The sequence below is a fragment of the Fervidibacillus halotolerans genome (assembly GCF_026547205.1).
GTDB classification, from domain to species: Bacteria; Bacillota; Bacilli; order Bacillales; family Caldibacillaceae; genus Fervidibacillus; species Fervidibacillus halotolerans.
In genome coordinates, this window is sequence record NZ_CP106877.1 from 436,302 (window position 1) to 445,000 (window position 8,699).

At 39.2% G+C, this 8,699-nt stretch carries 8 protein-coding genes and 2 rRNA genes (1 of these 10 only partly in view); 7 read left to right on the plus strand and 3 right to left on the minus strand.

The genetic code is table 11. The features are described from left to right. Positions 1–36: 36 nt before the first annotated feature. Entirely contained in the window at positions 37–1,113 is a 1,077-nt protein-coding gene (locus OE105_RS01975; protein WP_275421069.1) for an FUSC family protein, read from the minus strand. Between the two features lie 119 nt (positions 1,114–1,232). Then, positions 1,233–1,646, minus strand: a complete 414-nt coding sequence (locus OE105_RS01980) for a potassium channel family protein (protein ID WP_275421070.1) — start codon at positions 1,644–1,646, stop codon at positions 1,233–1,235. A gap of 181 nt (positions 1,647–1,827) precedes the next feature. Between OE105_RS01980 and bcp the strand changes: the two genes are divergently transcribed. The 4 genes from bcp (at position 1,828) to perR (ending at position 4,796) form a co-directional block, all read left to right on the plus strand. Beyond that, positions 1,828–2,295, plus strand: a complete 468-nt coding sequence (bcp, locus tag OE105_RS01985; RefSeq protein ID WP_275421071.1) for a thioredoxin-dependent thiol peroxidase — start codon at positions 1,828–1,830, stop codon at positions 2,293–2,295. A gap of 310 nt (positions 2,296–2,605) precedes the next feature. Further along, positions 2,606–3,556, plus strand: coding sequence for a D-2-hydroxyacid dehydrogenase (locus OE105_RS01990; RefSeq protein WP_275421072.1), 951 nt, complete (start codon positions 2,606–2,608; stop codon positions 3,554–3,556). Between the two features lies 1 nt (position 3,557). Beyond that, entirely contained in the window at positions 3,558–4,103 is a 546-nt protein-coding gene (locus OE105_RS01995; protein WP_275421073.1) for a cob(I)yrinic acid a,c-diamide adenosyltransferase, read from the plus strand. Positions 4,104–4,358: 255 nt separating this feature from the next. Beyond that, a complete protein-coding gene (gene perR / locus OE105_RS02000) occupies positions 4,359–4,796 on the plus strand; it encodes a peroxide-responsive transcriptional repressor PerR (protein WP_275422068.1) in 438 nt (145 codons plus the stop codon). Between the two features lie 145 nt (positions 4,797–4,941). Here perR and OE105_RS02005 read toward each other — a convergent pair whose 3' ends face one another. After that, entirely contained in the window at positions 4,942–5,286 is a 345-nt protein-coding gene (locus tag OE105_RS02005) for a YgzB family protein (RefSeq protein ID WP_275421074.1), read from the minus strand. A 231-nt stretch (positions 5,287–5,517) separates the two neighbouring features. Here OE105_RS02005 and OE105_RS02010 point away from each other — a divergent pair, with 231 nt between their 5' ends. The 3 genes from OE105_RS02010 to OE105_RS02020 all read left to right on the plus strand — a co-directional run. Then, entirely contained in the window at positions 5,518–6,393 is an 876-nt protein-coding gene (locus tag OE105_RS02010) for a nucleotidyltransferase-like protein (RefSeq protein ID WP_275421075.1), read from the plus strand. Positions 6,394–6,670: 277 nt separating this feature from the next. Continuing rightward, positions 6,671–8,221: ribosomal RNA gene (locus tag OE105_RS02015) — 16S ribosomal RNA — on the plus strand. Between the two features lie 154 nt (positions 8,222–8,375). After that, positions 8,376–8,699: ribosomal RNA gene (locus OE105_RS02020) — 23S ribosomal RNA — on the plus strand (it continues 2,605 nt past the right edge of the window). Together the 16S and 23S rRNA genes form the textbook arrangement of a ribosomal RNA operon.

Sequence of the window (8,699 nt, forward strand, 5' to 3'; positions counted from 1 at the left end):
GTGCAATCAAAATCGGCTTTGAATTCGTTTTTTCGTTTATATTTGTAACGAATCACTTTTTATATCTATCTTGTCTTCGCGGTGATATGAGCGGAAACTATTCACTAAAATTTCCAGATGTTCCAATTGGTCTTTATAGTCCATTAAACTCGCGACCAATTTCAACATTCCGCAGTACGTATCATCCATTTCTTCCAATTGTTGATATTCACGATACATATTCAGTAACTCATGTTGAACATCCTCGTAACTATCCATTTCCTCTTCATGTATTTGCACCGCTTTTCCAATATAACGGAGTATAAGCTGTTCGTGACTAGAGATTAATCGTTCGGAAATCGAATGAATTCGATACAGAAAGGGTTTCGGAAAAGAAGAAAACTGGTTTTCAAAACTTGACATTTTTTTTAATAAATCCAATGCTTTCTTACTTGCTGTAATCATTTGCCTGTATATGACGAGTTTCCGCAGTTTTTCTTGTGTATGTTTTTTCGAAAAGGTTCTTTCTTCTTTATACAATAAATAAATTTGCTCCGTTTGAACGAGTTGTTCTCTTAATTTATCGATATCCTGTTTTAATAATAGATGGTCGGCAGCTTGGTGGGTTTTAAGTCGGATCCATTTCAATATCGCATTCGTTATATCTGAAATCGCCGTATATAATTTCGTTTCGTATTTCGGTGGGACTAATATTAAATTTATCAAAAAGGCCGATATAATTCCTAGCATGATCGTTGAAAATCTAATGATAGCAAAGGTAATAAACTCCTCGTTCGGTGTTTCCATAATAACGATTAATGTGACAAGGGAAAGGGAAATGGTTTTTTCAATATTCAATTTTAAATGAATCATAATTAATATAATGGCAGCCAATCCGACGATTAAAAAATGATTTCCAAACAATAAAACAGAAACAATTGCAATAATTGCTCCGATTACATTCCCTTGAATTTGTTCAATAATCGTTAAATAGGAACGATAAATGGACGGTTGAACGGCAAAGATCGCTGAAATTGCCGCAAAAACTGGAGAGGGTAGTTGCAATAGTTCTGCGACAAATAAAGCAAGGACTATGGCCAACCCTGTTTTTAAAATGCGGGCCCCGAGTTTCATTTTTTCAATATTCCTTTCTAATCCATGATTGCCAAGTGATACATTCATCATCTTTCATTTATTATACAAAATCTAGTTGCTTTCTCCACATGTTTGCCTAAATATGAATAAAGAAAACTTTATGTCTGATCCTTTCGAAAGTCGATCACCGTTCGGACGACAAAAGATGCCGGTATCGTATAGCCAATCATCCCTTCCATAATGGCGATAAATCGACCGTAACCAACTGGTGAAAGATCACCATATCCAATGGAAAATAAGGTAACACCACTAAAATACAAGCTCGATTGTAACTCATATAATTTCCTGCTATCAATCTTTTGTCCATTCTCTATAAGAACTTCCAATCCGATTTGCATGAGCAGAAAATAAATTAGGCCGAAACCTATAAAAAGTGTTGAATAGATGAACAGTAAGTACACAAAGCTTTGCCAAGATATATATTTTTCTTGTAAAGCGCTAGGTAAAAACAGCGTCCGTAGGCTCATGACTATAATAAATATGATAAGGAATAAAAGAAAATAAAAAGCCATAAAAAGATCACGCTTCCTTAAAAAGGCTGAATTTATATTCAAATCGTTTATTTCTAATTATATGCCCGTCCCTTACAATCATGTTTCGGTAGAATGAATGGAATTACCTTATACATACAAGTTGTAAAATTTTTCCCATTCCGTTAATGTAAAATTAAATGATCGATTTGGAGGGATTTGTATGGAGGTTAAAATTGGAGAAAAAGCACCGAATTTTCAAGCATCCGCAACGAATGGCATGACAGTCCAATTATCCGATTTTTTAGGAAAGCATGTCGTTTTATATTTTTATCCGAAAGATATGACGCCAGGCTGTACAACGGAAGCGTGTGATTTTAGGGATCATCACGAGCAATTTTCCGATTTGAACGCTGTCATACTGGGAGTAAGTACCGATCCAATCGATCGCCACCATCGTTTTATCGAAAAACATAATCTTCCTTTTTTGCTATTATCCGATGAAGACCATCGAATCGCAGACGCTTACGGTGTTTGGAAAAAGAAGAAAATGTTCGGGAAGGAATATATGGGAATCGAGCGTTCCACCTTTATTATCAATCAGGAAGGTATTTTAGTTAAAGAGTGGCGAAAAGTAAAGGTAAAAGGGCATGTTGAAGAGGCTTTATCGTACATTAAAAATAATTTGTAGGTAATTTGAGTGGGGATTACATTTCGAATGTATGGTAGCAAACGCCTTATTTTTTTGAAACAGGCTTATGACTCATTCGAAAAAACGGACGATGCATACGTATAAGTAGGGCATACCTCCTCAAAAATCTTCACTCATTTTGACCGGTTGAAAAGAGCCTTCTTTTTAGCCGGTTTTTTTAGTGAAAGTGGAATTTAGATGGATTCAGTAAGTGTTCCAAAATTTTGTTTCACCAAGGAAATCAATCCGTTTCTGTAAAATTATGAATAATGTTATGATGATAAAAAATGCAAAATTTGGGGGTTAGACTATGGACATCGTCGCATCCTTTAATCGGAGGGAAGCATTACAAAGAAAAATAATCGATCAATTTCCTAATTTGAACTTTTTCTTTTATAAAAATATGAAGGAACTCGGATCCCATATCGAACGGGCGGAAGTACTCGTTACATACGGAGAAGATGTTACGGATGAGATCATTTTGAAAGCAAAAAATTTAAAATGGATTATGGTCATTTCCGCTGGTTTGGAAAAAATGCCCTTTAAAATAGTAAAAGAGAAAGGTATTCTCGTTACAAATGCCCGAGGTATTCATAAAATACCGATGGCGGAAATGGCAATCGGCTATTTGTTACAATATACGAAGCGGTTTAGGGACTTTGATCGACAGCAGCGGGAAACGGTTTGGAACCGAAGACTTCCGCTTACCGAGTTGTTTGGTCGAAAATTATTAATTGTTGGAGCCGGTGCAATCGGAAGTCAAATTGCAAAATACGCTAAAGTTTTTGGAATGAAAACGATCGGTATTAATAGAAGTGGAAAGCCCGTACCATCCTTTGATGAAATCTATGTGATGGAACAGTTAAATGAAGTTTTATCCAAGGCGGATTTTGTATTATCTGTATTGCCAAGTACAGAGTTCACGAGGGGGATTTTTGGAAAAGAACAGTTCCAATTGATGAAAAAAGAAGCGGTTTTCATCAATATGGGTAGAGGGGATGCGGTCAATGAAACCGAGTTAATCGAAGCGCTAAAAGAAGATGAGTTGGCACATGCTTTCCTTGATGTATTTCAAACGGAACCGTTACCGAAGAATCATCCCTTTTGGAAGATGGACAAAATTACGATTACACCACATGTGTCAGCAATCACTCCTGAATATTTACCTCGGGCCTTTGAAATATTTTCTGAAAATCTAGCCCGTTATTTGGAAGGGAAAAGACCTTTAATCAATGAAATCGACTTAAGTAGGGGGTATTGAAATGAAAATTTACACGAAAACCGGTGATCAAGGAACGACATCGTTAATTTATGGAAAAAGAGTACGGAAAAATGATGTACGGGTAGAAGCGTATGGAACTTGTGATGAAGCGAATTCCATGATTGGTTTGGCGATTAGCTTTTTAAAAAAAGAAACATTTGTTGAAAAGGAAGAGTTTTTACGGGCACTGTATGAGGTTCAAACATTATTGTTTCATGTGGGTGCAGAATTGGCTACGCCTGAAGGGAAGGAAGTGAAGTGGCAACTGAAAGATTCCCACGTATCGGAATTGGAGGAGAAAATTGATCGACTTGATGAAAAAATCCCTCCTTTGAAAACTTTTATTTTACCGGGAGGGCACCCCGCTGCAAGTGCGATCCACGTTGCTCGTACAGTCGTCAGACGAGCAGAACGATTGGCGGTTTCCCTCGATCATATCAATCCGGTTGTCCTAAAATATTTGAATCGATTATCTGATTATTTATTTGTCGCAGCTCGGTTTGTCAACTATACGTTGGGATATGAGGATATAAAATTACATGATTGATCGATTGTAAAGAAAAAGAACAAACTTGATTTTCGATGAAAAACATATGTAGAATATAACAGTATTTATAGTAATTCGTTGTTGTCAATATTTGGTACTGTTGCAATACAACAAAAATGAATAATTTGTGAAAATAGTAACAAATATAGATGTTTTGTGCTGTACATCGATTGACAAACGCACCGATTTATTAGTACACTATTTATAAGAATTATTATATAATAATCTATTTTGTAAGGAAAGAGGTGCATGGCGGTGGCAGCAAGCCAATTGAAAGAAGCGTTGGATACGTTGAAGGAATCCGGGGTTCGCATTACTCCGCAACGTCATGCGATACTTCAATATTTGATCGATACAAAGTCACACCCAACTGCCGATGAAATATATAAAGCATTGGAAGGAAAGTTTCCAAATATGAGTGTCGCGACCGTATATAATAATTTACGCGTATTTCGTGAAGTCGGTTTAGTGAAAGAACTGACATACGGTGATGCTTCGAGTCGCTTTGATTTTGCAACGCACGAACATTACCATGCGATATGCGAATCCTGCGGGAAAATAGTGGACTTTCAATATCCGGGTCTCGATGAAGTGGAACAATTTGCTTCACATATGACTGGATATAAAGTAAGCCATCATCGTTTAGAAGTGTATGGCATTTGTCCAGAATGCGCCAAAAAAGAATCCCATTAAAAAGATGACTTAACTAATTTGACGTGAAAAAATTGAAAGAGCTCTAAGTAGCTCTTTTTTGCTTTAAGGATTATAAAATTAAAAAATGTTTTCAAACAACTTTTTACAATAAAACGAAGGAATCATTCATCCTAATTTCTTTCATTTATTGTTTTCGATGAAAAGCCTCTTCAAAATCTTTCCCTTCTAATGATTTATCTAATGTTAATGCTTCGTTACAATGCATACAAATATCAGCTTTTCCAAGTATTTTTGTCACTTTCCCACAAGATGGACAGATTACTTGAACTGCTTTAACTGAAAGCATCCCGATCCAAATGTAAACAACCGCACTTGCAATAACAGATAAGAAACCGAGAATCATCAAAATTAGCATTAAATACGGATGTTTTTTTAAAAAGATCCCTATATACATGATAAAAATGCCGAGAAAAACTAAACTTAAAGCGAACGTTCTGATTTTGTTAATTTTATTCGGATATTTTCCCACGTGAATCTTCACCCCCGTATTGAAAATATACCATAACCTTGATATAAAGTATAAAGAAAATATATTTTACTGTAATAAAATGAAATGTAGCCGTTAAAGTTTCATTGGACGTAGGATTTTCCCTCCATAAATGTAAAGCGTAAATTGGTCGAAAAATGTCCTTTGTAATGAAGGATTTTTATCTAAATGTGTCGAATTGTTTTTTGTATGACAAATTTGGAGGAACTAGTTATGGATAATTTTTTAAGAAGTTTATATCAAGAGCGGGCCAGCCAACCTTCCACATTGGGGATTATTTTTATTGAAAAAAAGGATCACCATTTTTATTTGACGGATACATTTGATTGTATTTTATTAATTATTACATCGGAAACGCACATGGAATTTTTCTCTAAACATTATGTGTATGATAACGAGAAAATCGCTTTATATATTTTCCCCCATCATAGATTGGAAAAATGGTTGCTCACTGGAACAAACCCCCAAATCGTTGGATGGCTTTACGAAGGAAAAATTATTTTTGACAGAAATGATTATATTTCCCAATTAATTCAAAACCTCAAAGACTTTCCTTTTCACGAAAGGAAAATACGCATCGGTTTGGAATTTGCCAAATTAATCAAAAGATATAACGAAGGAAAGATGTTGTATGAGGAAGGGGAGTTTTTAGATGCGCACAGTCAAATTATCAAGTCCCTTCATTATTTAGGGAGACTTGCTTTAATTGAAAAAGGGTATCATCCGGAAATTATCGTCTGGAATCAAGTGAAGCGCATCGACCCGGATGTATATAAAATTTACGAGGAACTAATCAATAGTGAGGAACCTTTGAATAAGCGATTGGAACTATTATTTTTAGCGATTGAATTTTTTATTCATTCACGCACGGAAATCGGTGTATCCCATATATTAGAAGTGTTGAATGAACAAAAATATTGGACTATACAACAAATATGTGAACATCCAGAAATCGAGTTATACGGAACAAATATTTTTACCCTCGTTGAATATTTAATTGAAAAAGGTTATATATGCGTTACTTTAGAGGAGTCAAAAGGAAAGGGAATTTTCCATAGATACTATAAAAAAGTAACAGATTTAAATTAGAAAGAGGTCTGCTTTTCATTGATTTGCGTTGATTGTTCAAAGATAAACAGATCTCTGAAAAAAATTATATAAAAAAATAAAAGAAACTATTGACATATGATTAAATTATTGTTATATTAATATTCGTCGCTGGAAAAAATGAGTTTCCAGATGATCGAAAAAGTTATTGACGAAGAAAAAAGTTTGTTATAAAATAATAAAGTCACTTTTCTAAATAAAGTGGTTGAACCTTGAAAACTGAACAAGACGAAGCGTATAAATATTGAGCAATCAAACTTTTTTGGAGAGTTTGATCCTGGCTCAGGACGAACGCTGGCGGCGTGCCTAATACATGCAAGTCGAGCGAACTTTTAAGGGGCTTGCCCTTTAAAAGTTAGCGGCGGACGGGTGAGTAACACGTGGGTAACCTGCCTAGAAGATTGGGATAACTCGTGGAAACGCGAGCTAATACCGGATAGGTTCTTCCTTCGCATGGAGGAAGAAGGAAAGTCGGTTTTACCGACGCTTCTAGATGGGCCCGCGGCGCATTAGCTAGTTGGTGGAGTAAAAGCCTACCAAGGCGACGATGCGTAGCCGACCTGAGAGGGTGATCGGCCACACTGGGACTGAGACACGGCCCAGACTCCTACGGGAGGCAGCAGTAGGGAATCTTCCGCAATGGACGAAAGTCTGACGGAGCAACGCCGCGTGAGCGAAGAAGGTCTTCGGATCGTAAAGCTCTGTTGTCGGGGAAGAACAAGTACGGTAGGAAATGATCGTACCTTGACGGTACCCGACGAGAAAGCCACGGCTAACTACGTGCCAGCAGCCGCGGTAATACGTAGGTGGCAAGCGTTGTCCGGAATTATTGGGCGTAAAGCGCGCGCAGGCGGTCCTTTAAGTCTGATGTGAAATCTTGCGGCTCAACCGCAAGCGGTCATTGGAAACTGGGGGGCTTGAGTGCAGAAGAGGAAAGCGGAATTCCACGTGTAGCGGTGAAATGCGTAGAGATGTGGAGGAACACCAGTGGCGAAGGCGGCTTTCTGGTCTGTAACTGACGCTGAGGCGCGAAAGCGTGGGGAGCAAACAGGATTAGATACCCTGGTAGTCCACGCCGTAAACGATGAGTGCTAAGTGTTAGAGGGTTTCCGCCCTTTAGTGCTGTAGCAAACGCATTAAGCACTCCGCCTGGGGAGTACGGTCGCAAGACTGAAACTCAAAGGAATTGACGGGGGCCCGCACAAGCGGTGGAGCATGTGGTTTAATTCGAAGCAACGCGAAGAACCTTACCAGGTCTTGACATCTCCTGCCAACCCGAGAGATCGGGCGTTCCCTTCGGGGACAGGATGACAGGTGGTGCATGGTTGTCGTCAGCTCGTGTCGTGAGATGTTGGGTTAAGTCCCGCAACGAGCGCAACCCTTGAGATTAGTTGCCAGCATTCAGTTGGGCACTCTAATCTGACTGCCGGCTAAAAGTCGGAGGAAGGTGGGGATGACGTCAAATCATCATGCCCCTTATGACCTGGGCTACACACGTGCTACAATGGATGGTACAGAGGGCAGCGAAACCGCGAGGTGGAGCGAATCCCAAAAAGCCATTCTCAGTTCGGATTGCAGGCTGCAACTCGCCTGCATGAAGCCGGAATCGCTAGTAATCGCAGATCAGCATGCTGCGGTGAATACGTTCCCGGGCCTTGTACACACCGCCCGTCACACCACGAGAGTTTGCAACACCCGAAGTCGGTGAGGTAACCCGCAAGGGGGCCAGCCGCCGAAGGTGGGGCAGATGATTGGGGTGAAGTCGTAACAAGGTAGCCGTATCGGAAGGTGCGGCTGGATCACCTCCTTTCTAAGGATAATACATGAACGAATGACGCTTCGTCTTGTCAGTTTTGAGGGTTCAACCTTCCGGTTGGAAGGCCGGATGAACTCCTCGATGGATTTTGTTCCTTGAAAATTAGATAAACGTAAGGCAAAACAAAACCGAGTAACGCGTTCAATTAGGTTAAGTTAGAAAGGGCGCACGGTGGATGCCTTGGCACTAGGAGCCGATGAAGGACGGGACAAACACCGATATGCTTCGGGGAGCTGTAAGTAAGCGTTGATCCGGAGATTTCCGAATGGGGAAACCCACTGTTCGTAATCGAACAGTATCCTTATTCGAAAGAATAAGGAGGGCAGACCCGGGGAACTGAAACATCTAAGTACCCGGAGGAAGAGAAAGCAAATGCGATTCCCTGAGTAGCGGCGAGCGAAACGGGAACAGCCCAAACCAAGGGGCTTGCCCCTTGGGGTTGTAGGACACTCAATGTGGAGTTACAAAGGAA

What these genes read in the sequence shown, in the direction of transcription:
- OE105_RS01975 (WP_275421069.1), bottom strand. Translation starts at nt 1,113, where the DNA reads ATGAAACTCGGGGCCCGCATTTTAAAAACAGGGTTGGCCATAGTCCTT.
- OE105_RS01980 (WP_275421070.1), bottom strand. Translation starts at nt 1,646, where the DNA reads ATGGCTTTTTATTTTCTTTTATTCCTTATCATATTTATTATAGTCATG.
- bcp (WP_275421071.1), top strand. Translation starts at nt 1,828, where the DNA reads ATGGAGGTTAAAATTGGAGAAAAAGCACCGAATTTTCAAGCATCCGCA.
- OE105_RS01990 (WP_275421072.1), top strand. Translation starts at nt 2,606, where the DNA reads ATGGACATCGTCGCATCCTTTAATCGGAGGGAAGCATTACAAAGAAAA.
- OE105_RS01995 (WP_275421073.1), top strand. Translation starts at nt 3,558, where the DNA reads ATGAAAATTTACACGAAAACCGGTGATCAAGGAACGACATCGTTAATT.
- OE105_RS02010 (WP_275421075.1), top strand. Translation starts at nt 5,518, where the DNA reads ATGGATAATTTTTTAAGAAGTTTATATCAAGAGCGGGCCAGCCAACCT.